Annotated in this window: 20 protein-coding genes; 10 read left to right on the top strand and 10 right to left on the bottom strand. The window is 42.8% G+C overall.

The features are described 5' to 3' along the window. Positions 1–91: 91 nt before the first annotated feature. Positions 92–1,780, bottom strand: a complete 1,689-nt coding sequence (locus Q4591_RS02265; protein ID WP_102475319.1) for an NAD-dependent malic enzyme — start codon at positions 1,778–1,780, stop codon at positions 92–94. A 364-nt stretch (positions 1,781–2,144) separates the two neighbouring features. Here Q4591_RS02265 and Q4591_RS02260 point away from each other — a divergent pair, with 364 nt between their 5' ends. After that, a complete protein-coding gene (locus Q4591_RS02260; protein ID WP_102438516.1) occupies positions 2,145–2,738 on the top strand; it encodes a hypothetical protein in 594 nt (197 codons plus the stop codon). A gap of 65 nt (positions 2,739–2,803) precedes the next feature. Here Q4591_RS02260 and Q4591_RS02255 read toward each other — a convergent pair whose 3' ends face one another. Both Q4591_RS02255 and Q4591_RS02250 read right to left on the bottom strand, forming a co-directional pair. Continuing rightward, a complete protein-coding gene (locus tag Q4591_RS02255; RefSeq protein ID WP_076539695.1) occupies positions 2,804–3,268 on the bottom strand; it encodes a DUF1456 family protein in 465 nt (154 codons plus the stop codon). Positions 3,269–3,545: 277 nt separating this feature from the next. Continuing rightward, complete coding sequence (locus tag Q4591_RS02250) at positions 3,546–4,805, bottom strand: NRAMP family divalent metal transporter (protein WP_102475318.1); 1,260 nt, start codon at positions 4,803–4,805, stop codon at positions 3,546–3,548. A gap of 319 nt (positions 4,806–5,124) precedes the next feature. Here Q4591_RS02250 and Q4591_RS02245 point away from each other — a divergent pair, with 319 nt between their 5' ends. Together Q4591_RS02245 and Q4591_RS02240 are read left to right on the top strand one after the other, a co-directional pair. Next, positions 5,125–7,731 carry a TonB-dependent siderophore receptor gene (locus Q4591_RS02245; protein ID WP_303459155.1) on the top strand — a complete coding sequence of 869 codons (2,607 nt, stop codon included), beginning with the start codon at positions 5,125–5,127 and terminating at the stop codon, positions 7,729–7,731. 95 nt (positions 7,732–7,826) lie between these two features. Further along, positions 7,827–8,465 (top strand): glutathione S-transferase family protein, encoded by a 639-nt coding sequence (locus tag Q4591_RS02240; protein WP_102438506.1) that lies wholly within the window; start codon positions 7,827–7,829, stop codon positions 8,463–8,465. A 132-nt stretch (positions 8,466–8,597) separates the two neighbouring features. On the opposite strand, the gene Q4591_RS02235 is transcribed toward Q4591_RS02240, so the two are convergent. From Q4591_RS02235 to Q4591_RS02220, 4 genes are all read right to left on the bottom strand, one after another. After that, positions 8,598–9,098, bottom strand: coding sequence for a DUF4447 family protein (locus tag Q4591_RS02235; protein ID WP_102438504.1), 501 nt, complete (start codon positions 9,096–9,098; stop codon positions 8,598–8,600). A 78-nt stretch (positions 9,099–9,176) separates the two neighbouring features. Then, positions 9,177–9,581: an SMI1/KNR4 family protein gene (locus Q4591_RS02230; protein WP_076539686.1), complete on the bottom strand. Its 405-nt coding sequence runs from the start codon at positions 9,579–9,581 to the stop codon at positions 9,177–9,179. A 175-nt stretch (positions 9,582–9,756) separates the two neighbouring features. Continuing rightward, entirely contained in the window at positions 9,757–10,524 is a 768-nt protein-coding gene (locus Q4591_RS02225; RefSeq protein ID WP_303459153.1) for a RelA/SpoT domain-containing protein, read from the bottom strand. Positions 10,525–10,797: 273 nt separating this feature from the next. Next, positions 10,798–12,888 (bottom strand): M13 family metallopeptidase, encoded by a 2,091-nt coding sequence (locus Q4591_RS02220; RefSeq protein ID WP_303459150.1) that lies wholly within the window; start codon positions 12,886–12,888, stop codon positions 10,798–10,800. Between the two features lie 284 nt (positions 12,889–13,172). On the opposite strand from Q4591_RS02220, the gene rsuA reads away from it, so the two are divergent. After that, positions 13,173–13,862, top strand: coding sequence for a 16S rRNA pseudouridine(516) synthase RsuA (rsuA, locus tag Q4591_RS02215; protein WP_102438498.1), 690 nt, complete (start codon positions 13,173–13,175; stop codon positions 13,860–13,862). Positions 13,863–13,951: 89 nt separating this feature from the next. Here rsuA and argR read toward each other — a convergent pair whose 3' ends face one another. Beyond that, entirely contained in the window at positions 13,952–14,422 is a 471-nt protein-coding gene (gene argR / locus Q4591_RS02210; RefSeq protein ID WP_076539676.1) for a transcriptional regulator ArgR, read from the bottom strand. A gap of 305 nt (positions 14,423–14,727) precedes the next feature. Here argR and mdh point away from each other — a divergent pair, with 305 nt between their 5' ends. After that, the gene (gene mdh / locus Q4591_RS02205; RefSeq protein WP_102438496.1) at positions 14,728–15,663 is read left to right on the top strand and encodes a malate dehydrogenase; all 936 of its coding nucleotides are present in this window, start codon (positions 14,728–14,730) and stop codon (positions 15,661–15,663) included. Positions 15,664–15,780: 117 nt separating this feature from the next. On the opposite strand, the gene Q4591_RS02200 is transcribed toward mdh, so the two are convergent. Next, positions 15,781–16,680 (bottom strand): SDR family NAD(P)-dependent oxidoreductase, encoded by a 900-nt coding sequence (locus Q4591_RS02200; protein ID WP_102519397.1) that lies wholly within the window; start codon positions 16,678–16,680, stop codon positions 15,781–15,783. Between the two features lie 56 nt (positions 16,681–16,736). After that, positions 16,737–17,126 (bottom strand): thiol-disulfide oxidoreductase DCC family protein, encoded by a 390-nt coding sequence (locus Q4591_RS02195; protein WP_102438492.1) that lies wholly within the window; start codon positions 17,124–17,126, stop codon positions 16,737–16,739. Between the two features lie 170 nt (positions 17,127–17,296). Here Q4591_RS02195 and Q4591_RS02190 point away from each other — a divergent pair, with 170 nt between their 5' ends. The 5 genes from Q4591_RS02190 (at position 17,297) to folE (ending at position 23,918) form a co-directional block, all read left to right on the top strand. Beyond that, positions 17,297–18,382 carry an efflux RND transporter periplasmic adaptor subunit gene (locus Q4591_RS02190; RefSeq protein ID WP_102531729.1) on the top strand — a complete coding sequence of 362 codons (1,086 nt, stop codon included), beginning with the start codon at positions 17,297–17,299 and terminating at the stop codon, positions 18,380–18,382. A gap of 2 nt (positions 18,383–18,384) precedes the next feature. Beyond that, complete coding sequence (locus Q4591_RS02185; protein WP_303459146.1) at positions 18,385–19,485, top strand: efflux RND transporter periplasmic adaptor subunit; 1,101 nt, start codon at positions 18,385–18,387, stop codon at positions 19,483–19,485. A 69-nt stretch (positions 19,486–19,554) separates the two neighbouring features. Further along, positions 19,555–22,623, top strand: coding sequence for an efflux RND transporter permease subunit (locus Q4591_RS02180; protein ID WP_102438488.1), 3,069 nt, complete (start codon positions 19,555–19,557; stop codon positions 22,621–22,623). Positions 22,624–22,875: 252 nt separating this feature from the next. After that, a complete protein-coding gene (folX, locus tag Q4591_RS02175) occupies positions 22,876–23,232 on the top strand; it encodes a dihydroneopterin triphosphate 2'-epimerase (protein ID WP_076539769.1) in 357 nt (118 codons plus the stop codon). 41 nt (positions 23,233–23,273) lie between these two features. Then, entirely contained in the window at positions 23,274–23,918 is a 645-nt protein-coding gene (gene folE / locus Q4591_RS02170) for a GTP cyclohydrolase I FolE (protein ID WP_102438485.1), read from the top strand. The last annotated feature ends 138 nt before the right edge of the window (positions 23,919–24,056 follow it).

The following is a 24,056-nucleotide window of genomic DNA, read 5'->3' as shown; positions in this document are numbered from 1 at the left end:
GTAGGGCTAATTCTTGCTCGATAGCTTTTTTAGCCACTGCAAAAGCAATATATTTGCTCACTTGCTGAATGTCTTCCCGTCTTGGCAGTAGTTAGAACGCGGTGCGTTTGTAACGGCGATATTCAGGTTCCCAGAAATTACTTTCAATTTGTTGTTGCAGTAATTCATCTGGACAAGGTAGGGCTAATTCTTGCTCGATAGCTTTTTTAGCCACTGCAAAAGCAATATATTTGCTCACTTGCTGAATGTCTTCCAGTCTTGGCAGTAATGAGCCGGTACCATTTTGACCAAGGGGTGAACACTCTGCCAGCGCACGACTTGATGCCATCAGCATTTCATCTGATACCCGAGTTGCGCCACTTGCTAATACGCCTAAGCCAATACCGGGGAAGATAAAGCTATTGTTACATTGAGCAATTTCAAAGGTTTCTTCTTCAATTACAACTGGTTCGAACGGGCTACCGGTAGCCACAAGTGCTTGGCCATTGGTCCAATGCAGCACATCTTTAGGCGTTGCTTCAACGCGGCTGGTTGGATTAGATAGCGGGAATACAATCGGGCGCTTGCAATGGCTATGCATGGCTTTGATTATTTCTTCGGTAAATAAACCTGGCGCACCAGATACGCCAATAAGCACAGTTGGCTTGGCATTATTAACCACATTAAGTAATGAAATGTGATCGCTAAATCCGTCCCAGTTTTCAATATTAGCGGTTTTTTGTGCCAGTTTTTGCTGGAAGCCTAACAGGGTTGGCATGTTATCAAGTAACAGTCCCCAGCGGTCGACCATAAACACTTGTGAGCGTGCTTGCTCGTCGCTAATACCTTCAGCAACCATTTGCGCCACAATGGCTTCAGCAATACCACAGCCGGCACTACCAGCGCCTAAAAAGGCGACTCTTTGCTTACATAATTGCGTGTTTGCAGCTTTACAGGCTGCTAGTAATGAACCTACAGTCACTGCTGCAGTACCTTGAATATCATCATTAAAGGTACAGAATCTATCTTTGTAGCGCTCAAGTAATGGCATGGCATTTTTCTGAGCAAAATCTTCGAATTGGATTAATGCTTCAGGCCAGCGACGACTAACCGCTTGCATAAACTCTTCAACAAACTCAGCGTATTCTTCACCGCCAATACGCTGGTGGCGCCAGCCCATATACATAGGGTCTTCTAGTAAATGAGGGTTGTCAGTGCCGACATCTAAGGTGATCGCCAAGCAGTACGCCGGACTGATCCCGCCACAACTGGTGTATAAAGATAATTTACCAATGGGGATCCCCATGCCACCAATACCTTGATCGCCTAAGCCTAAAATGCGCTCGCCATCGGTTACCACAATGACTTTTACTTTATGACGGGTCGAGTTATTGAGGATGTCATCAATACGGTCTTTATTGGAATACGAGATAAACAGACCACGGTTACGGCGATAGTTTTTAGAAAAACGCTCACACGCTAAGCCTACCGTAGGGGTATAGATGATTGGCATCATTTCACTGATGTGATTACGCACTAAACGATAAAAAAGCGTTTCGTTGGTATCTTGAATATTACGCAGGTAAATATGCTTATCGAGATCGTTAGTAAAGTTTTTATATTGATCATAAGCACGCGATGCTTGCTCATCGATAGTTTCAACCACCCAAGGGATAAGCCCTTCAAGGTTAAAGTAAATGCGTTCTTCTTCGCTAAAAGCAGTGCCTTTATTGAGCATAGGAGATTCAAGAATCGCTGGACCTGCGAAAGGAAGATAGAGAGGGCGTTTATTCTCGTCCATTGGAAACCTTATTGTCAGTGACGTATTGCAGTTATTTTTATCTACAGTTAGTTAATTTTTATCTCAAAGATAGAATTTTGTTGTTAATCGTAGACGTATCTTGTTATCGGTGCAGGTTATCACATCTTGATTTTATTGTGGTCTGTTAAGTGAGCCTAATCACAGATTTTTATTGATGTTTTTTTAGGCATTGGCTATTTACCTTTATGGTAAAGGCTTAAAAGTCATGTGGATGTATTTACTGAGGTTTTAGATAATCCACACAATCAGCTGTGATTTTGACAAAGTTGGTTACATTTTTAGCGGCGTAATTTAGCGCGGTTCTGCCATGATGATTTTAAGGTGTTTTACATATTGGGGTGTTATGGCAGTTCCTTTTATCTTGTTAGGCAGCGCAGCAATCACAGCAATGCTGGTGGCTGACGAGCACAAAAAGCGTCAATTGCTCCATAGACAACGCTATTTAGGTCGTGCGCCAGCGGTGCCTGATGACAACAATTTCAGCCCATTACTGCCAAGTATATTGCATCATAATAAGGTCAAGGTAAGCCCAGAGCCTGGGGCCATCGTGTGCTGTTTTGTATTTGGGGTCATTGAACATACAGGCGTGTGGCTTGGGGATAATAGCTTGGTGGAGTTACATGGCAGTGGCTTAATTAGGCCTATTTCGTCGGCGCGCTTTTTAAAAAGCCGCAGTGGCAGCCGGATTTTTCAAGCTTGTAATCATCTTCATCAACCCCTTGTAGCTCCTGAGGCGCTAGAAAGGGCGCAGCAATCATTATTTCAATATCGTGAGTATGAGCTATTCAATAATAACTGTCATCGGTTTGTGTGGTCTTGCATTAGCGGTCAAGAGGTGGCGATTTCAAATTTTGACAAACTTAATCAACGCTTAGCCCAGCATTTTAAACAAGCCATTTATTGGGATGAGCTGGCATCGCCAGATAGGCCTTATTGATACAAATAAAAATGCACAGCCTAAGCTGTGCATTAAATAAGGAAGCTTAAACGCTAAGGAAAATATTACATTCCGCGATGTTTAAGTGATAAACCTTTAAGGAAGTTACGTAAAATCTGATCGCCACAGGTTTTGTAGTTTTTATGGCTAGGATTACGGAATAACGCGCCTAATTCAGACTTACCAATAGCCAAGTCAGCAGAACCAATCAGCTCAATAATGTCATCTTCACGAAGTTCTAATGCGATACGTAATTTCTTGAAAATTAAGTTGTTGGTTAGATCTTTTAGCGGTGCAGGTACTTCACTACCTTCACGTAAACCACGTTTTTCGATGATAAAGCCATCTAAAAACTGACACATTAATTTGTCATTACAAGCTTTATAACCTTCTTCCTCTTCTTTCTTTAATAAGCTAATGATTTCGTCATTGCTGACTTCAACATTTGCTTGAGCGAAGATTTTAGTCATTTTGGCATTTGAGTAATCAAATACAAAACGAAGGCGGCGAAGGATGTCATTGTTAATCATAAAGGTCTCTGGGCGCGGCTGCGCTGGTAAAGTAAGTGCTTATGTTTAAAGTTACCTGAACGATATTACTATCACATCGCTTTAGGCTTAAAACACATTGAACAGTGATTATACCTGAGTTGAGGGCATTAGGTCAGATTATCTACCCACAGATCCGCTCTCTCATAATGATGATGCGGATATGCCAGTTCATGCTATGGCTTATTGTGACTGACTTATTGACATTGTGACTGACTTATTGACATTGTAACTGGCTAAATTTGCTTTTAAAAAGCGATTATAGAATTAATTTCCAGTAAATAAATACAGCTGAGAAACCGACTAAATAGGTTAAACCAAACCAAGATAATATTTTCATTTTCAAACCATATCGATGTTCTTCAGGTAATGAATTACTGGTCATCAAGCGATAATTAAGCCAAGCAAAAATAACCGTGGTCATAAATGCTAGGGTCATAACAAACTCAAGCAGTGGTAATAGGGCGCCTTTAAAGAACCAAATTAAAGCCATTGCGAAGGCGGAAACCAGCAACATAACTCGGGTTAATCGTGCCGAGCAGTCTGGTTTATGGGTTAAAAGCTGCCAGCCAATATCTAAGGTTCTACTGTAACCATCAATCACGGTTACTGTGGTACTGAAAATACATAAAAAAGCGACAAGGGCAATCAAATAACGACTTTCTTGGCCCATAACATCGCTGTATAAATCGATCAGCTGGCTGGCAAATTTAGCCCCAGAGCTGGCAAATTGCTCACCACTACCATGCATAACCAGTGCCCCTAGGGCGAGAAACACAATCGCTAAAATAGCGGTGACAATAAAGCCTAAGTTAAAGTCAAAGATGGCTTGCTTACTGGTGACGGTTTGTGTTTTTTGCTTTTCCAATAGCCATAAAGAGTTCCAGGCACTGACTTCAATTGGCGCTGGCATCCAGCCCATCATTGCCACTAAGAAACCCACATAAGCCCATTGCCAAGGTGATTCACTGGGCACAGTTGCAACCGTTCCTGCTGAGTGATTAAAAGCTAATGTCACAGCGATTAGCGTGGTTAATGTCAGGGCTAGCATGATGACTTTAGTCAGTTTATCGAGTAACTGATAATGACCGAGGATCAATAATGCCAGCGAGCTGACTAAGACCAAAAAAGCCAGTATATCAATGGGCAGCGGCACAAACTGGGTTAGCATGGCTGCGGTTAACATACACACACCGGCAGTGCTGGCAATGGCAGCAATGGTATTTAAACAGGTAAACATCAGCAGGTAGCCACGACCTTGCTTTAAATAGCCATGGAGTAAGCTTTCGTTGGTGGCAGCGGTATAGCGAGCACCCGCAGCAAAGAAAGGGTACTTAAGAATATTAACTGCGAGAACAACCCAAGCTAATTGCCAACCAAACTCGGCGCCAGCACGGGTTGATGCCACCAAATGAGAGGCGCCAATGGCCGCTGCAGCCATTAAAATCCCCGGCCCTAGGCTGGCAAAGAGGGTGGCAAATCGGCTAGAGCGGCTTGTTGCTGGCTGAGCTGTTGTCATTATTTGTCTCGTTATTCTTCACGTCATGGGGCTGACATAAAATAGCTGCTTATTACACTATCTTATTGTTTAAATTGATAATGACTATGTCACACTTTATCAATAGTTGAATATAGCAAATTAATGGCTTACTGGTACGATTTGTTACAGTTGCCTAAAAATCAATCGTTGACATCCTGTGGAAATTACTTAGGTTAGTGTATTGCGAAGTACTAATATACTGCGCGGTATTAGAAACTCAATCGAAAGAGTTCAGCTAAACCAGACTTAAAAATGATGTTGAGTCTAAACAAGTTAATATTTTAAATTAGGGATAATTATGTCACGACCTCAATTCTGGCGGAGCGCTTGCGCTACTGCCGTATCACTTATGCTCACCCCAACGTTTTTAACGCAGACCGCTTTTGCTGCCGAACCCGAAGTCGAACGCATTGAAGTTACTGGTACTCATATTAAACGGACCGATCTCGAAGGGGCTTCACCAATGACGGTGTTAAGCGCTGAAGATATTGCCCGTTCTGGCGCTCAAGATATTTCACAACTGCTCAGTAAACTCCCGGTATCGGGTAGTGGTACTTTTTCTACCCAAGGTAACAACTCAGATGACACTGCTAATGGTGGCGCAGCTGTGTCACTTCGTGGTCTTGGCGCTGATGCCACCTTGGTGTTATTAAACGGTCGCCGTATTGCGGTATCGTCGTTTGCAAAATCAATTGATACTGCCTTTGTTGATATAAATTCAATTCCGATTTCTGCAGTTAAGCGAATTGATATCGTTAAAGACGGCGCTTCTGCAACCTATGGTTCAGATGCGATTGCTGGTGTGATAAACATCATCATGAAAAAAGATTTCGAAGGCTTTGAGGTTAACGGCAAGATTGCTGAAACCGTTGAAGATGGCGGTGGTCAGCAAGCTGGCTCTATTTTGTGGGGCACGGAAGCGGCGAATGGAAAGTCTCATACCACAGTAATTTTTGATTATTTTAAAGAGCGTGAAACCTTATTTGCCGATCGTGATTATTCACGTTCAGCAGATCAAACTGCAAATGGCGGTAGCGACTTTAGATCGTCTGCGGGTAACCCTGGTTCATACATTCCTGCAACCATTGGTATGGATGGCTCAATTACCCCTAAATCAGACTTGTTTGGCTGGACCCCTGATGTAAATTGTCCCGCTGATAGTGTTAAAGGCAGTTACTGCCGCTATGATTACGCGCCAGAAATGACCTCAGTGCCAGAGTCGAGCCGCATGGGCTTATCAGTATTTCAAAACTATGAATTTAATGATGATTTAAGTCTATTTGCTGAGCTTATGTATCAGCATAATGAAAGTGTGATTAAAGGCGCTGCCAGCCCATCTTTTGGTGAGTTTTACATGCTCAACGATAACCCTCTGTTTGCTAGTGGCGCAGCTATTAATCCGTTTCCTGGTGAAGACTTGACCATGCGTCGGCGTTTAACTGAAACTGGGCCGCGACAAAAATCATCAGAATCAGATAGCGCCCGTGTGGTGTTAGGCTTAAATGGTATGTTGTCTGACTGGGAATGGGAATTAGCTTACACCTATTCTTATAACCGTAACCTTGAATTTGGTGAGCAAGGCTTTGTGTGGACGCCACGTTTACAAGAGGCCATAAACTCAGGCGCGTTTAACCCGTTAGCGACGACCCAGCAAGGCACTGTGATTGACGATATCAGTGTTAATACCACCCGAAGTGGTAAATCAACCACCAATGCTTTCGACGGTAAAATCAGTGGCGACTTAATGGATATGCCTGCGGGCAGTTTAGCCATGGCGGTCGGTTTTGAGTACCGTGAAGAGTCATTGTCAGATAATCCTGATGAGCTGTTTAAGCGTGGTGAAATTTTTGGTACTGAAGCCACAGAAGCTGCAGGTGAACGCGATCAAACTTCATTATTTATTGAGTTAGCGGTACCGATTTTTGAGCGTTTAGAAGCGCAATTAGCGCTGCGTTATGAAGATTACAGCGACTTTGGTGATACCACTAACCCTAAAATAGCACTGCGTTATACCCCGCTTGATAACCTCACATTGCGCGCCAGTTGGGGCGAAGCGTTTAGAGCGCCATCACTGGTGCAATTAGGTTTAGGTCCTTCTCAGGAGTCACCTGGTTTAGTGGATACCACACGTTGTCCATTAACGGGCTTAGAAGAAGATTGTACTGCCCAAGAGCGTACGGTGATATTTTCTGGTAACCCTAATTTACAACCTGAAGAGTCGACCTCATATAACGTGGGCGGTGTTTGGGAAATCACTGATGGTTTAAGTGTCGGGGTGGATTACTGGAATTACGATCAAGATGGTTTGATCACCTCTGATACCCAATACTTAGTCGATACCCAAGGTGATAATGCCAATGTGGTTAAGCGTGAACCTTCATCGACTAATGTTCCCGGGCGCATTATTGAAATTTATGACCAATTTGGCAACTTAGGTAGTCAATCTACAGACGGTGTCGATTTTGATGTCAAATATGTATTGAATACCGACTCTGCTGGTGAGTTTGGCTTTAGCTATAACCTGACTTGGGTCAATAGCTTTGATCAAGTACGTGAAGACGGTTCAACGCGTGAGTTAGCTGGCGAGTACCAACATCCCGAATATCGCTGGATTGGTGGTATGGATTGGGGTTATACCGACTGGCAAACCAGCGCACGCTTAAACTACATTGGTGAATACACTGATAATGTTGATGCAGGCGCCACAGGTCAAATTGATTCAATGCTTACTTTGGATTTAAATGTCACTTATATTGGCTTTGACCATTGGTCACTGACAGTGGGTGCTAATAACGTGTTTAATGAAGAACCACCATTTAGTGCTGCTGACTTCATGGGTTACGATCAAGCAACTCATTCAGCCATCGGCGCCTTATGGTACGGTAAAGTTAGCTACCAGTTTTAATTAAACTAGGCTAATGTTTACAGCATGAATACCAAGCGGCGCAAGCCGCTTTTTTATGGCAGTTATTAGCTTACTTTATCAAACAGGGACAGATTATGATTACTTTGTATGGCACGCCCCAAAGTCGCGCATTACGCGTGTCTTGGCTATTAGAAGAGCTGGGCATTGAGTGGCAGTTTTCCTTTGTGGATTTTTCAAAAGGAGATAACCGCGCTGAAGCCTATTTGGCCTTAAATCCCAGTGGTAAAATGCCCGTGATTACGGATGGTGAGCTGGTGTTAACTGAGTCAGCCGCTATTTTACAATATTTGGCTGAAAAGTACGGTAATGGCCGATTTTTACCTATGCCTGGCAGCGCAGCGTCAGCAAAACATCATCAATGGGTCAGTTTTATTATTTGTGAATTAGAGCAGCCTTTATGGAGTATGGGTAAGCACCGCTTTGCTTTACCAGATGAGCAGCGTTTAGATGCTATGTTGCCAGTGGCAAAGTTTGAGTTTAATCGTGCTGCGGCTATTGCTGAATTATGGGTACCAGAATCAGGCTATCTTTGTGGCAGCGAGTTAACCATTGCTGATATTTTATTGGCGCAAACGTTATTGTGGGCCACTATGTTTGAGCAAACCATTCCGCCTAAACTCACCGCTTATCGTGACCGTTTACAACAAAGCCCGAGCTTAGCGGCAGCACTTAAAAAGTCAGCAGCGGCCAAAGCGGCGGCCCAAAGTGAGTAACACTTGATCGCATTGATTGAGTGAGTGTGATGTCACTATCGCTACACCGATAAAACTGACACTAAAAGTCAGCAATAAAAAGGGAAGCCAGAGGCTTCCCATTTTTATGTCATAAAGTGCTCGCTTAAGGGCTTACAGCTGAGCTGCAGCCCATTTTGCGCGGCTCTCACGGCTTTCACTCATGCCCTTGTCAGCACGGAATGATTTGTAGCTTTCCACTTCTAAGGCCACTAAGCTGACTTCAACATCAAGTACGATTTGGCATTCTTTTTTGATGCGCCACGCCGCAGTATTATAAAGCTCAGTGTAAGGCAGTGAGCTTAAAAACTCAGGATTGTACTGAGTGTAAATAGCTTGAGTTGGGTAAACCACAAAGGCTAAACGGCGCTTAGGTTCAGTTTTAAATAACGCTTCGATACCGTCAGTGGTGTTAAGCACTTGCATCTCAATGGTGTCTTCAATTTCAAGCAATTTCTTTTGTGCAACCACAGGCGCTTCAGTTTCACCTGCTTCCCAAGCAATCACCGCTTCAGGAGTGGTTTTAGTTAACTCAGCAATTTGCTCAACCGTTAACCCTAAAGATAACCGTAAACACTGCATTTCAATTGCGTTTAAGTTGTTTGATTTAGCCATGATGTTTCCTAATTTTCTAATACTGTAACGGTATGGGTTTACTGTGTACGTTGATGATGTTAGCTGGTCAAACTTAGGCTATTTTCGTTTCAGCCAAATGTCTTGGATCCAGTCCCACAATGATTCCCACATAATGTCGACCATGCGACCTTTATAGAAGTGACGCACATTGCCTTCTTGGTCGATACAATAAAAGTTATCGCCTTGCTGGCAGATAGCAATATATTCTCTTGGCATGCCGATAGACCAGGCATAGCTGGTCACTTCAGGTAAATAAGTGTGTGAATACGGATCTGATGCCGTGACCATTTCAATGGAGCCATAAATGACATCACTGGCAAATAATAAGTATTCTTTTAAATCATTTGGCAGTGAAATTAAAATTTGTTCTTCCACTTCTACCAGTTGCTCGAATGTCGGTAATTCGAGTGGTACTGGTACCGTTTCACTCAAGTCTTGTAGCATTTCAATGATGTCATTCATCAGTGTATCCAGTCATCGGGCAATAATGGCGGGAGTATAGCCTGAATGGCGCTTTTAACCAATTCAGATTTTATTTTAGGCAAAAAAAAGCACCTTTTAAAAAGGTGCCAAGGGGAGGTAAATAACAAGGGGTACAGGGGCGAACGTTAAACGAGTTAGTGCTTTATTTGAGAGTTTATGCCGCTTGCAGTTCTGCCAAACTCTGACGTTTATAGCTTAACCACGCTTTGTGATACAGCTTGTGTGAAGTTTGACGCAGTTTCACAATTTGCATTAATTCAAGCTCACTGACGGGTCTATGTTGGCGTTGAGCTTGTAATTCGATGTGTTGAATTTGCTCGTAGACATGGTGCTCTGGGCCGCTTTTAATTTCAGCAATCTTATTAAGGTGTAATTGCACTTCAGCAACCATTTGGCTTTGAGGCAGTTTAACCAGCAGGTTTAAATCACGGTAACCAGATGCTTTAGGAGTGGCAAAGCGGTTCTTAACTTGTACGACTTCAGCGTGTGCGACAATGGCTTTATAAGCGCTCATCAAGCTGGCAACATCATTAGTAACAATGGTTGCTCTGGCAATATCGGTGAGGTAGCTGGCATCACCGTCAAATTTAAGGGCGATTTTTTGCTGGGCTCTTTGGTAGCTTTTTATTTTAGGAATAATCATGTAAGCCTGATTTTGCTGGCTAATTTTAGTCACTAAATTGCTTAGCTCCGATTGTGCCTCAGGGGCACGCTCAAACAAGGCATCTAAATCATGGCTAAATTGCTGCGGCGCCGCCCCGAGAGTATTTTGTAACGCTAATAGGCTGTCGAGATCGTTACTCACAATTTGCCTAAAGTCGTAAGTGGGCTTTACGGGTTTGGTGTCCACCGTTATGGCAATGGCATTGCGGCTTGTCAGCAACAATAAAAAGATAATAAAGGTTCTAAAAATTCGACTCATTGAGTATTCACCTTAGTTCAATATCTGTGTGAAATTGATGGGGCTAGATTAGCTTTAATTAGCTGAATAACACCTGAATACCATGTCGGTTTATGGTGTGGTTAAAAGCAATGTCATAACGCTGCGCTCAAGAGGCAATGGATTAGGAATAGGTAGATTTTGCGGGCTAATGCTTTTAAGGCGCACAGTTGTACTTTATGTAGCCAAATAATAAGGGCATCAAATGATGCCCTTATTGATTTTTTACTCAAGCTAATGACTTTAAGTTAATGATTACCAGATTTTTACTCGCTCATCAGCGGCGATAAACATCTTGTCACCTTCTTTTACGCCATAAGTCTGGTAAAACTCAGGCATATTAGACAGTGCGCCTAATGCACGGAAGTGACCTGGTGAGTGCGGATCAGTAGCAACGCGGTTACGCAGCGCTTCTTCTTTCATTTTTACTCGCCAAATTTGGCTAAAGCCCATAAAGAAGCGCTCATCACCCGTTAAGCCGTCAATGACCGGTGCTTCTTCACCGTTCAATGACATTTTGTAGGCTTTATAAGCGATGGTTACACCAGATAAGTCACCGATGTTCTCACCTAAAGTTAGCTCACCATTAACGTGTAAATCATCAAATACTTGATAACCATTGTACAGAGTTATTAATGCTTTACCCTTAGCGGTAAAGGCTTTTAAATCAGCTTCAGTCCACCAATCACGCATGTTACCTTCGCCATCAAATTTAGCGCCTTGATCATCAAACCCGTGGCCCATTTCGTGGCCAATGACTGCACCAATGCCGCCGTAGTTTACCGCGTCATCAGCTTCAAGGTTGAAAAATGGTGGCTGTAAAATAGCTGCAGGGAAGACAATCTCGTTCATGGTTGGATTGTAATAAGCATTAACGGTTTGCGGCGTCATGTGCCACTCGCCTTTATCAATTGGCTGACCAAGTTTTGCGATATCTTTGTTATGAGAAACAACCGCAGAACGTTTAATGTTGCCGTGTAAATCATCGGCTGCAATAGTGAGTTTGCTGTAGTCTTCCCACTTATCAGGGTAACCAATTTTAGGATTGAATTTAGCCAGCTTATCTTTAGCTGCAACTTTAGTGTCTTCGCTCATCCAATCCAATGATTCGATGCTAGTGCCGTAAGCGCCACGTAAATTTTCAACCAATTGGCTCATACGGGTTTTTGCTTCTGGTACAAAGTGACGTTTTACATACACTTTACCGACAACTTCACCCAAGGTGCCACTGACTGTGCTTACGCCGCGCTTCCAGCGAGGTTGTTGCTCTTCTTGGCCATTAAGTGTTTTTGAGAAAAACTCGAAGTTTTCATTATCAAGCGCTTCAGATAAGTGACTCGCATTATGAGTGAGTGCCATCCAGGCCATGTAGGTTTTCCAAGTATTAAGATCATTGTCTTTAATTACTTGGTTCATGCCTTCAATAAAGCTTGGTTGGTTAATGATGATGTCAGACTGCTTATCACCACCAAGGGCTGCTAAATAGCCATCCCAGTTAATGTCTGGTGCTAAGGTCGCTAAATCTTTAACTTGATAAAGATTATAAGTTTTAGTGCTGTCGCGGGTTTCAACTACATCCCAATGTTGCTCAGCGATAGCGGTTTCTAATGCTAAAACCGTTTGCGCTGCTTGCTTGCCATTTTCAAGGCCGGCAAGGTCAAACATCTTCTCGATATGCTCAAGGTATTTGCTACGAATATTAACGAAGCGCTCTTCTTCATTGAAGTAGTAATCTTTTTCAGGAAGGCTAAGACCATATTGCCAAATATGGGTGGCGTAACGGCTTGAATCTTTAGCATCAACATTGACATAAAACGCTAATGGTGTGCCGCCACCATTAACTTGGCTTTCGCCAAAATAGGCGGTTAATTCATTTTTATCTTTTAGCGCGGCAATTTGGGCAAATTCAGCTTGGATTGGGCTAATACCTAATTTATTTAAGGTTTCAACATCCATAAATGAACGGTAAAGATCGGCCACTTTTTGCTCATCAGTACCCATTTTAAGATCTGGGTTTGCACTGACATCTTCGATGATGGCTTTAACGTCGTCACGGGCATTTTCGCGCAAGTCGTAAAAGGCGCCGATATTGGTGCGGTCACCAGGGATTTCCGCGGTGTTTAACCAGCCGCCATTTACGTAGAGGTAAAAATCATCTTGTGGGCGAACTGACTTGTCCATATTGTCAAAGCTAATACCTGAGGTAAGGGCTTTTTCAACGGCAACTGCGGTTTCTGTTTTAGCGACTTCTGGTGCTGCGGATTCAGTGACTGCTTTATCTGAATTGCAGGCACTAAGGCCTGCGATAAGTGAGGCGCAAAGCCCACCGATAACTAGCTTTTTCATGTTGTTTCCCTATGCATTGAAGAGTGAAGCCTTTTTATCGGCCTTAATTTTGAGCTGTTTTTATTGTTCACTGCCTTAAGACAGTTTTATGTGACCAACATGTTAAGTCTTAACAGGGGCACTTAACAAGGGCTAAGGCTAGGCTTTTAGTGATAAATTGAGCATTTATTGACTGTGTTGTGTAACTAAAAATTACCAGAATGTTACAGTGGCCATTTATCGTTTTCTATTTGCTAGCCAACAGCTCATAATAGCGACCAATTAGTTTTCACTTGGTTTTATATATGCGTTTAGACAAATTTATCTGCGAGAGCACCGAGCTGACTCGTTCATTAGCAAAAAGAGTTATCAAGTCAGGTGAAGTGACCTGTAATGGTGACGTGGTTAAAGACGCGAGCTTTAAAGTGAAAGATGATACTGAAGTGTGTATCGAAGGTCGTCAAATTAAGATCGTGGGCGAGCGCTACATCATGATGCACAAGCCTGTTGATACCATTTGCTCAACCATTGATGAAGAATATCAATCGGTGTTGGGATTAATGGATATTGAAAAAGTCGATACCCTGCATATTGCTGGGCGTTTAGATGTGGACACCACAGGTTTGGTGCTGATCACCAGCGATGGCCAGTGGTCACATAAAATCACCTCACCTAAAAAAGATTGCGGTAAACGTTACCTTATCGAAGCTGCTGCATCACTTGATCCTGCATTGGTGGAAACCTTTGCCGAAGGGATCCAATTAAAAAGTGAAGACGGCTTAACTAAACCGGCGCTGCTAGAGATCATTGATGAATACCATGCCAGATTAACTATCAGCGAAGGTAAGTACCATCAAGTGAAGCGTATGTTTGCTGCTGTGGGGAATCGGGTGGTCAATTTACATCGTGAAGCTGTGGGTGAAATTGAACTTGATGCTGATTTAGAAGAAGGCGAATGGCGTTTTCTCACCGATGCTGAAATCGCCTCAATTTAACACTTACGCACTGTTAAAACCAAAAAAGCAGCCTAAGGCTGCTTTTTTAATGGCTCAATAAATCGTGAAGGTGTTATTTGCTAAGAGGGCTATTCACTATAGCCAAACAGTGATTTTACCGTTTCTAAGGTATCATCAATGGTTTTGATACTTGAAGGACAAATAAAGATAGTGTCATCACCAGCAATAGTTCCCAAAATCCCTTCAGGCTTACCTATCGAGTCTAATAATCGGGCAATAAGCTGCGCTGCGCCGGGGCTGGTTCTGACTACGATCATCGCTTGGTTATGATCCACATCCAATACCAAGTTTTTAACAGGGCTGCCTGCTGTTGGCACACCTAACTCAGCGGGTAAACAATATACCATTTCTTGCTTAGCATTACGGGTACGTACTGCACCAAACTTACTTAGCATACGGGAAACTTTTGACTGGTTAATATTGCCAAAACCTTCTGCTTGCAGTGCGATTACGATTTCACTTTGGCTACCAAAGCGCTCTTCCTTTAATATCGACTTAAACGTCTTTACGAGTTCATCCTGATTCTTAGTCGCTGGCATATTTTTTTCGTCTTATAGTAATTTTTAAAAAGAATAGATTTTATTCAAAAAAGTAGCTCATTCTGAATAGATAAACGCATCAAGTCAAGAAATAAGCTAAATTGGTGAATAAAAATTCATTTTAGCTATTACTGGCTAAATTAGTCATTATTTATATACATATCATAGAATAAGGAAATTAGTGTGATCTACTAAGGGATAATTGAAATCCTCGCTGTGATCCAGTAATGTGACGCCACAAGAAAACATGATCTGTGTCACAGACCAGACTGAAGTCAATCACTAGAACGTAATTGGAGATCATCATGAAAGTAGCTGTACTTGGTGCTGCTGGCGGTATCGGCCAGGCCTTAGCTTTACTATTAAAAACTCAACTTCCTGCAGGTTCAGAGTTGTCTTTATATGACATCGCTCCTGTTACTCCAGGTGTTGCAGTTGACTTAAGCCACATCCCTACAGATGTAAAAGTGGCTGGTTTTGCTGGTGAAGACCCAACTCCTGCGCTAGTTGGCGCTGATGTTGTTCTTATCTCTGCAGGTGTTGCGCGTAAGCCTGGTATGGATCGCTCAGATCTATTTAATATCAATGCGGGTATCGTAAGAAACCTTATTGAAAAAGTGGCGGCAACTTGCCCTAAAGCATTAATTGGCGTTATCACTAACCCAGTAAATACTACTGTTGCTATTGCGGCTGAAGTACTTAAAAAAGCAGGTGTTTACGATAAGAACCGTTTATTCGGTGTGACGACACTTGATGTTATCCGCTCTGAAACCTTCATCGCTGACCTTAAAGGGCTAAACGTTGCTGATGTAAACATCAACGTTATTGGTGGCCACAGTGGTGTGACTATTCTGCCACTTCTTTCACAAGTTGAAGGCGTAAGCTTTACTGATGAAGAAGTTGCAGCGCTAACAACACGTATCCAGAATGCGGGTACTGAAGTTGTTGAAGCTAAAGCGGGTGGCGGTAGTGCGACTCTGTCTATGGGTCAAGCGGCATGTCGCTTTGGCCTATCATTGGTTCGCGGCCTACAAGGCGAAGCTAACGTGGTTGAATGTGCTTATGTTGATGGCGGCAGTGAACATGCTGACTTCTTCGCACAACCTGTATTACTTGGTAAAAACGGCGTAGAAAAAGTATTACCATACGGCGATGTTAGCGCATTTGAAGCTAATGCCCGTGATGCAATGCTTGATACATTAAACGGCGACATCAAACTTGGTGTTGAGTTCGTTAAGTAAATTTAAGCTTATCAATTATTGATAACTTGATTTACCGATAAAAATGCGAAGCCTTTGGCTTCGCATTTTTGTTGCTGACAGGCTAAAGTTGCTGCAAGGGAAAAAGACCTAAGCCCTTTACCAACTAATCAGTTTTCCTTGCCAATCAATAAAGCTGGCTTGTCCATCGTAGTAAATTCGGTCAATTTCAGCGTTGTCATCTTCACTACTTTCGCTTCCAGCTTCCTTAATTGCGTTATTGATATTCAGTAATTGCGACGCGACAAATTCAGCAGTAAATAATTTTTCAGCGGGCACTTTGGCCTGAAAAGGTTTGGATAATGGGGTGTCTGTGGTGCCGGGATGAAAAGCAATGAGCTTTACGTTTTTGGCACGCCGAGCATATTCAATCGCCGCGGTTTTAATTAGCATGTTTAGCGCAGCTTTTGAAGCGCGATAGCTATACCATCCTCCCAAGCGATTATCACTAATACTGCCTACTCGGGCGCTGAGCACATTAATAATACAGCCCTGTTTACCTGCAACCAGTTTGACTAAATGCTGTAGCCACAGCATAGGGGTAATGGTGTTTGACTCAAACAAAGCCTGCATTGCCTCAGGGTTAACATCTTCTAAGCGCTTTTCAGGGGCTATTGTTTTAAAGGGGAGAGTTTTAGAAACTGTGTTTTCTGAGGCGCTCCCTGTTGCTGCGCCAGTCATTTGATACTGATTGTGCAATCTGCCATTACAAATAAATACCCGAGTAATTTTACCTTTAAACGGCTGCAATTGCTGGCACAGTGTGGCAATGGCGTCTGCTGAATAATCGCAGCTAATATGTTGCTGAGTTATGGGGTTAGCACTTTCATTAGCCAATTTCGTCTCAGCAGTTGCAGATTGGCTGATACTGATGAGGTGCTTTATGTCAGTTGCCGTATCTTGCTTAATCAGTGCTGCAATAATGGCCTTTGCAATCCCAGAAGATGCACCAATGATTAACGCAACTGAGCCTGAATTTGCAGTGAATGATTGGCTCAAGTAAATCTCCTTGGGTTGATGGCTGATTGTAGCTATGGCTTTAAGCAGTTAACTCACTATTTGATGCTACAGCTACCATCTTCACAGCGCTGCTTACCGGTTAACAGGTAGGATAATTTGTAGCGGTGTTTTGCAAAACCAAGATAAGCCACATCGGCTAATGGTTTGATGCAAGGTAAGCGCAATAACTGTACCCATTGATGTTTTCCTGTAAGTGCCCAAGCTTTTGCCGTCACATCCAGTCCCAGTAATATTTCGCCATGGTTGGTTTCTGCATGCAAAATTTTGTTGGCTTTTTCTAAGTCGATATGGGGATACTTTTCGGCAAAACCGTCTTGGTTTAAATCAGCCAGCTCAATTTTGTGCAAGCGGTCATGTTGCTTTAATTGTTGCATTTCATTGCTGCATAAGGGGCAGGCACTGTCGTAAAAAATCCGTAATTCCATCTCGATACCTCTATGGTTAATTACTAAGTTCTAAATTAACTCAATAAGTTACTACAATGAATAATACGTCAAATGTGCTTGTTTAGATCTTTGTTGCTGGCTTATAGTCGCTATTATTGTAAGTTTTTGAATGTTATTATCTAGTTAACTAAAATGTTTCGGAGCAAAAAATGAAGAAGCCCTGTAAATTTTCTTCTTTACTCGTGTTCTCCTTGGTGGCTTTAACCAGTCCCTTTCTCGCGTATTCTACTGCTGCTGAGCAGACTACAACAGCTGCATCATTTGACCCCAGGCCCGTTAAAGTCCTGCAAATTGATGTGGGCAGTGATTTTCGAGAACGATTTTTACCTGGTGAAGTAAAAGCCTCAGAAAAAGCCGCTTTATCTTTTAGGGTTGCTGGTGAAATTGCTGACATTTTTGTGCGCCCCGGCGATGCCGTGGAGCCCGGCCAAGTGCTTGCGCAACTTGATGGCGCTATTTATATACAGCAATTGGCTGTCGCTCAGGCGCAATTTGAATTAGCTAAAGTTCTGTTCGAGCGTAATGCATCTTTGGTTGAGCAAGGGGTGGTTTCGCGTAATGATTACGATCAAACCAAAAGCGATTACACCATTGCCCAAGCCGCATTAGACAAAGCCAAAGCAGATGTGACTTACACCAAATTATTGGCTCCTTACAAAGGCATCATTTCTAAACGCAGCAAGCGTGCTTTTGAATATGTTCAAGCCCAAGAAGAAGTGATGGGAATTCGGATCGAATCAGCCATTGATATTAGTTTTCAGTTACCTGAGCAGTTTATTGGTGCGATTCAAAAAGCCGGTTCAAGCTTTGATAAGATGCAAAACCTTGAGGTGAAGTTTGACAGTCGCGATCGTTGGTATGCTGCCAGTTTAAAAGAGCTCAATACCATTGCCGACTCAACCACAGGTAGTTACACCATCATTTTAACCCTGCCAATGCCTGAGCAACTTAATGTGCTACCGGGGATGTCGGCCCAAGTAAAAGTCAAACTGCCTGCCAGAACCGCTGATGCTCATCCTAAAATTCCTGCTGGTGCTGTGATTACTGAAAATGAAACTGACTTTGTTTTTATCTGGTCTCCAAAGGCGTTAACCCTTGAAAAAGTACCAGTAAAATTAAAAGGCAATCGCTTAATATCTGGCCTTGAAGATGGTGACTGGTTAGTCGTTGCTGGAGCATCTGAGCTTAAAGATGGCCAAGCTGCGGTGCAATGGATTAAAGAGCGAGGCTTATAAATATGAACAGTAATTTTATCTATAGCATGCTTAAAAGTGTTGGCCTGCTGCTGGCGGTTATGACTCTGAGTGGCTGTGACAAAAGCCCCGATATTGAGCCCAATGTTACTAGAGTTACGACTTACGCTTTACCGGTTGTAGATAACTCGGTGATCCGTGAGTTTAATGGTGTTGCTAGAGCGCAAGACTTAACTAACCTTTCTTTTCGTGTTGGCGGCCGTATCGCGCAAATTCCAGCGAGCAAAGGCAAACAAGTCGAAAAGGGAGATTTACTGGCGATATTAGAAAAAACTGACTTTGAGATTGCTTTAAGCGATCGAAGGGCACGTATGGAGGTTAATTTTAAACAATCTGAACGTGGTAAACAGTTGGTGGCTAAGCAGTTAATGGCGCAATCTGATTATGATCAAATGAATGCCCAGTACTTAGTAGCAAAAGCCGAGGCAAGGCAAGCAGAGCTTAATCTGCAATACACTGAGCTAAGAGCGCCCTTCTCAGGGGTGATCAGTGATGTATTTTTAGAGTCTTTTGAAAACGTGCAGCCGGGCGTACCAGTGGTAAGTATTCAAAAGATTGAGCGCATCGAAGTGGATGTACAAATTCCTGATATGTTGATTGCGGTGTCAAAGAAGGCTAAGGACAGAAGCGTAGGCGCATTGCTAGAGGTCAGTTTTGAAGCCTTTCCTAATGCCACATTTGATGGCCATTTACTGGAAGTTAACACCGAAAAAGATCCCGCAACTTCAACCTATATAGCCACGATAGCAGTAGATTTAGACCCTAAATATAAAGTGCTTGAAGGTATGCCTGCCAAGGTGAAAGTTGACTTAAGCCACCTTACTTACACCTACAACCGACAGTTCTTGGTGCCTATCGAAGCGGTGATTATGCAAGATGGCAGTGACATTGAAATACAAGACAGTGGTGTTTGGCTGTTTGATAAATCTGATCAATCTATCCAGTATCAGCACGTGACTTTAGGTGTGATCGTCGGCGACAGAATTGAAGTTATCGATGGGCTAAAAGATGGCCAAGTGATTATTCAAACGGGCGCTTCACGTTTAGTGGCTGGTCAAAAAGTACAAGTAGTAGGGGGAGTGTAGGCTGATGATTGTATTGTTAATAAACCCATTACTCACAATCGTTCCAGCTAACACAAAGGAAAGTGTCATATGAATATTGCAGGCTACTTTGTCAAAAACACCGTCATTAGCTGGATGTTTACCCTGATCTTATTGATCGGCGGCTTAATGTCATTTACCGGCCTTGGCCAATTAGAAGACCCACCATTTACCATTAAAGATGCGGTAGTTGTCACCCTGTACCCAGGGGCGACCTCAACGGAAGTTGAGGAAGAAGTGACCTACCCAATCGAAAAGGCCATTCAAGAATTGCCTTATATCGATACTCTCAAGTCATTAAGCACATCGGGAATGTCACAAATTACTGTGACCATGAAAAATAACTACGGCCCTGATGAGCTTCCACAAATTTGGGATGAGCTGCGCCGAAAAGTGAATGATATGTCGTCCAGCTTACCGCCAGGGGTTCAGGCCCCGATGGTCAATGATGATTTTGGTGATGTTTACGGGGTGATGCTAATGGTCAGCGGTAGCGATTACAGTTACCGCGATATTTTAGATTACGTCGATTACGTTAAACGTGAATTAGAGCTAGTGCCAGGTGTCGGTAAAGTGTCATTGGCAGGCAATCAACAAGAACAAGTTTTCGTTGAAATGTCGCTTAACAAAGCTGCCAGTTCTAATATCGACCCATCTTTAGTTAGTAACCTGCTTAACTCACAAAATATGGTGTCTGATGCCGGTAACATTCAGGTTGCCGGTGACAACTTAAAAATCCGTACCAGTGGTGGCTTTAAGTCTGTTAGCGAGTTAGAAGGGCTGATTATTCCAGGCACCCAAGGCGATAAGCTTATTTACTTAAAAGATGTCGCCACAGTATCGCGGGGCTTTCAAAATATTCCCACCAATCTACTGACCTTTAATCAGCACAATGCGATCAACATTGGCATCGCATTTTCAACCGGGGTGAATGTGGTTGAAGTGGGTAAAGCCATTGACGCCAAGCTTGCCAGTATTGAAAGTGTCCGCCCAGCGGGCATGATGATTGAAACCATGTATAACCAGCCTAATGAAGTAGATGCTTCAGTGGGCAGCTTTGTATGGAACTTAATTGCCGCGGTAGTGATCGTAATCGGCGTGCTACTGGTCTTTATGGGCATTAAGTCAGGTATTTTAATTGGGTTAATTTTGTTCTTAACCTGTTTAGGCACCTTCATGTTGATGCTGCAAGCAGAGATTGAGCTGCAGCGAATATCCTTAGGGGCGTTAATTATTGCCTTAGGGATGCTGGTGGATAATGCCATTGTTATCGTTGAAGGCATATTAATCGGCAGGCAGCGGGGCCAAACGACTTTAGAAGCTGCTCAAAGCATTGTAAAACAAACCATGTGGCCATTACTTGGTGCGACAGTGATTGCTATTACTGCCTTTGCGCCAATCGGTTTATCACCTGATGCTACCGGTGAATTTGCGGGCTCTTTATTCTGGGTATTACTGTTTTCACTGTTTTTATCTTGGATTACTGCCATTACCATCACACCATTTTTTGCGCAGTTATTTTTTGGAAAAGATGCTGAAAAAGTGGAAGGTGAGCTTAAAGATCCCTACGGTGGTGCCTTTTTTGTGTTTTACAAAGTATTACTCGATTGGTGTATGAAGCATCGCTGGGTGAGTGTTATCGCCGTGGTGATGGCATTTTGTATTTCGATTTATGGCTTTGCTTACGTTAAGCAATCGTTTTTCCCGCCTTCTACCACGCCGATTTTCTTAGTGGATGCCTGGATGCCAGAAGGCACAGATATTCGTGAAACTCAGGGTATTGTCGAGGGCATGGAGTCCATCGCCATGGGGCTTGATAATGTTGAGTTTGTTGGCTCGAGCATAGGTAAAGGCTTTCCGCGTTTTCTACTGACTTACTCGCCAGAGAAAAACTACGCATCTTATGCGCAAATGGCTATTCGCACCGAAGATTTTGAGTCTCTTAGTGAGGTAATGACTGAATTTAGAAGGGCAGTCGAAGCTAAATACCCGCAGACGCAGTTTAAGTTTAAGCGCTTAGAAATCGGCCCTTCAACAGACGCTAAAATTGAAGCGCGTATTAGCGGTGCAGACCCTGATGTATTGCGAAGCATTGCAGCGCAAGTGATGGAGATATTCCAGGCCACACCGGCAACCGTTAACGTGCGTCATGACTGGCGTGAACGGGTGAAATACATTGCGCCTCGCTTTAATGAAACCCAAGCAAGACGTTTAGGTATCGTAAAAAGTGAAGTAGATGAAGCGATTAAGTTTTCGTTTACAGGGTTACAAATAGGGGTATACCGCGAAGGGACGACCTTATTGCCAATCATTGGCCGTTTACCAGAAGATGAGCGTATTGATATCGACTCACTTGAAAGTGTTCGTATTTGGAGCCCTGCGCTGTCTGCCTTTGTACCGCTGCAGCAAGTGGTTGATGGGTTTGAGGTTAAGTTTGAAGATCCCATTATTCAACGCCGGGATCGCAAACGTACCTTAACGGTATTTGCCGATACGGATTTTGAGTATGATATTTTACCGGCGCAATTGTTTGCCCAAATTAAGCCACAAATTGAAGCGCTAGAATTACCTGTGGGTTATGAGCTGCAGTGGGGCGGTGAGTTTGAATCATCCAATGATGCACAAGAGTCATTATTTGCCACCTTGCCACTGGGCTTTTTATTCATGTTCTTAATCACGGTATTCTTGTTTAACTCAGTGAGAAAACCATTAGTGATTTGGGCGTGTGTGCCGCTGGCCATTATTGGTATTACCTCAGGCTTATTGATTTTAGATAAACCCTTTAGCTTTATGGCGCTGCTGGGAATGTTAAGTTTATCGGGTATGCTACTTAAAAACGGTATTGTCTTGCTGGATCAAATTAACACTGAGATTAATGACGGCGTCGAAACCTTTGAAGCGGTATTTAACTCAACCGTTAGCCGTGTTAGACCCGTTTGTATGGCTGCTATCACCACCATTTTAGGGGTGCTACCGCTATTGACCGATGCCTTCTTTGAGTCATTAGCGGCGGTAGTGATGTTTGGTCTTGGGGTTGCAACCATATTGACATTAATCATAGTGCCGGTGTTTTACCTTATTTTCTTCAAGGTAAGTTATAGAAATTATAAAGAGTTTTAGTAAGCCAACTAGCTTGAAGTTAATCCTGTGGTAGTTGATTTTCTTTAAGCTGACTAATTAAGGTAAGTTAACTAAGCTATCAAGCACGTAAACTCGCATAATGGTTTGTTTATCGCTATAAATAGGAGAGTCAGCAGAGTTTACGTTGGCTCTTTTTTTATTTGATCTTTACTAGATGTATTCACGTATTGCGCATTGGTATACAAAAACAGTATCCAAAAACGCGTATTCAAAATGAGGCTTTCTATGTCAATTAGCCAAGCAATTATTAAAGTTACTAATTTACGTTTACGTACTTTCATCGGCTTTAACCCTGATGAACGAGAAAAGCAGCAAGATGTTGTTATTAATATTGAAATTCAGTACCCAGCCGATAAGTCTTTTCAAACTGATGATGTCGCTGATGCGCTGAACTACAAGATAATCACCAAGAAAGTGATCCAACATGTTGAAGAAGGTCGATTTTTATTACTGGAAAAATTAGTTGCTGATGTGCTGGCAATTTGCAGTGAGCATCCTTCCATTACCATGTCGCGGGTGACAATCGACAAACCACACGCATTACGTTTTGCCGACTCTGTTTCATTATCATTAGAGCAGCGAAAATAAAGTGAGTTTTAATTTGGCACGAGTTGCCATAAGGAAAACACATGATTTCTGAAGAAGCACGTAAAGTACAGCAAGTACTGATTGAGCGAGGTCTTGAAACCCCAGTCGTTGAAAATGACATGACTAACGAGCAAAAAGTGGCTCGCATTCAAGGATTGATGACAGAAGTTATCTCTACCCTTGGACTTGATTTAACCGATGACAGCTTATGTGAAACCCCTCATCGAATCGCCAAAATGTATGTTAATGAAATCTTCTCTGGGCTTGATTACAACCACTTCCCTAAAGTCACCCAAATTGACAATAAAATGGGCGTAGATGAAATGGTTAAAGTCAGTGATATTAGCGTGGTTAGTACCTGTGAACATCACTTTATTACCATCGATGGTGTTGCCAATGTTGCTTATGTGCCGGGGCGCAAAATTATTGGTTTATCTAAAATTAACCGCATAGTGAAATTTTTTGCCCAGCGACCTCAAGTACAAGAGCGACTCACCCAGCAAGTGCTGGTGGCACTGCAAACCTTGCTTGAAACCGACGATGTTGCCATTAGTATCAATGCCACCCATTACTGCGTTAAATCCCGAGGCATTATGGATACTCAATCCTATACCAAAACCTCCGCACTAGGCGGCTGCTTTAAAGCTAACCCTGCCTCAAGAGCTGAATTCTTTGCTAACAGCTAATCGGCTTTAGCTTGAATCATACTTTAAAGGTCATTAATTTCGAGTCAATGAGGCTATTATTAATTGCTTATGATTAATTGCAATGATAAACGACTGCATTAATGACCTTTTCTAACACTTCTTATTTTCAATAAAAAT

It is taken from the genome of Shewanella sp. 3_MG-2023 (assembly GCF_030548765.1).
Classification (GTDB): domain Bacteria; phylum Pseudomonadota; class Gammaproteobacteria; order Enterobacterales; family Shewanellaceae; genus Shewanella.
The sequence above is the reverse complement of the archived record's forward strand: the minus strand, read 5'-3'. Positions and strand labels throughout refer to the sequence as shown.

Excerpts from the sequence above, each read along its gene's own strand:
- Q4591_RS02265 (WP_102475319.1), bottom strand. The coding sequence starts at position 1,780 with ATGGACGAGAATAAACGCCCTCTCTATCTTCCTTTCGCAGGTCCAGCG.
- Q4591_RS02245 (WP_303459155.1), top strand. The coding sequence starts at position 5,125 with ATGTCACGACCTCAATTCTGGCGGAGCGCTTGCGCTACTGCCGTATCA.
- Q4591_RS02250 (WP_102475318.1), bottom strand. The coding sequence starts at position 4,805 with ATGACAACAGCTCAGCCAGCAACAAGCCGCTCTAGCCGATTTGCCACC.
- Q4591_RS02230 (WP_076539686.1), bottom strand. The coding sequence starts at position 9,581 with ATGAATGACATCATTGAAATGCTACAAGACTTGAGTGAAACGGTACCA.
- Q4591_RS02225 (WP_303459153.1), bottom strand. The coding sequence starts at position 10,524 with ATGAGTCGAATTTTTAGAACCTTTATTATCTTTTTATTGTTGCTGACA.
- folE (WP_102438485.1), top strand. The coding sequence starts at position 23,274 with ATGATTTCTGAAGAAGCACGTAAAGTACAGCAAGTACTGATTGAGCGA.
- Q4591_RS02220 (WP_303459150.1), bottom strand. The coding sequence starts at position 12,888 with ATGAAAAAGCTAGTTATCGGTGGGCTTTGCGCCTCACTTATCGCAGGC.
- Q4591_RS02190 (WP_102531729.1), top strand. The coding sequence starts at position 17,297 with ATGAAGAAGCCCTGTAAATTTTCTTCTTTACTCGTGTTCTCCTTGGTG.
- Q4591_RS02260 (WP_102438516.1), top strand. The coding sequence starts at position 2,145 with ATGGCAGTTCCTTTTATCTTGTTAGGCAGCGCAGCAATCACAGCAATG.
- Q4591_RS02180 (WP_102438488.1), top strand. The coding sequence starts at position 19,555 with ATGAATATTGCAGGCTACTTTGTCAAAAACACCGTCATTAGCTGGATG.
- rsuA (WP_102438498.1), top strand. The coding sequence starts at position 13,173 with ATGCGTTTAGACAAATTTATCTGCGAGAGCACCGAGCTGACTCGTTCA.
- Q4591_RS02185 (WP_303459146.1), top strand. The coding sequence starts at position 18,385 with ATGAACAGTAATTTTATCTATAGCATGCTTAAAAGTGTTGGCCTGCTG.
- argR (WP_076539676.1), bottom strand. The coding sequence starts at position 14,422 with ATGCCAGCGACTAAGAATCAGGATGAACTCGTAAAGACGTTTAAGTCG.
- Q4591_RS02235 (WP_102438504.1), bottom strand. The coding sequence starts at position 9,098 with ATGGCTAAATCAAACAACTTAAACGCAATTGAAATGCAGTGTTTACGG.
- Q4591_RS02195 (WP_102438492.1), bottom strand. The coding sequence starts at position 17,126 with ATGGAATTACGGATTTTTTACGACAGTGCCTGCCCCTTATGCAGCAAT.
- Q4591_RS02240 (WP_102438506.1), top strand. The coding sequence starts at position 7,827 with ATGATTACTTTGTATGGCACGCCCCAAAGTCGCGCATTACGCGTGTCT.
- Q4591_RS02255 (WP_076539695.1), bottom strand. The coding sequence starts at position 3,268 with ATGATTAACAATGACATCCTTCGCCGCCTTCGTTTTGTATTTGATTAC.
- mdh (WP_102438496.1), top strand. The coding sequence starts at position 14,728 with ATGAAAGTAGCTGTACTTGGTGCTGCTGGCGGTATCGGCCAGGCCTTA.